Here is a 448-nt window from a genome sequence, read left to right as displayed (position 1 = left end):
GCTTCTTTTGCATCATCTGGCAGGATTTCCGGATCTGGGTTTGCCATTGCGAAGATGATTGGATCTTTCGCCATTGTGCGAACATCGTCTTTGGACAATAGGTTTGCCAAAGATACACCGATGAACACGTCAGCATCCTTGATTGCATCGGAAAGGCTGCCTTCTTGACGATCACGGTTTGTGATTTTCGCCACACGGTCTTTCATTTTGTTCATGCCCTCCGGACGACCTTCGTAGATCATACCTTTGGAATCACACATGATAACGTTGTTCACGCCAAGACTGTGCAGCAATTCAATGATTGCAATACCTGCAGCGCCAGCGCCGTTAGCTACAACTTTGATGTTGTCAAAGCTTTTGCCAACCAATTTCAATGCGTTTAGCAAACCAGCAACTGTAACGATTGCAGTACCATGCTGATCATCGTGGAATACTGGAATGTCAGTTT

At 45.8% G+C, this 448-nt stretch carries 1 protein-coding gene; it reads right to left on the bottom strand.

The window, feature by feature from the left end; all coding sequences use genetic code 11:
- A partial coding sequence (locus CHH58_RS18050) for a malic enzyme-like NAD(P)-binding protein (protein ID WP_283162826.1) occupies positions 1 to 448 on the bottom strand: 448 nt, incomplete at both ends.

It is taken from the genome of Terribacillus saccharophilus (assembly GCF_002272745.1).
GTDB lineage: Bacteria > Bacillota > Bacilli > Bacillales > Amphibacillaceae > Terribacillus > Terribacillus saccharophilus_B.
Note: the sequence above shows the minus strand (reverse complement) of the source record. Positions and strands in the feature narration are given on the sequence as shown.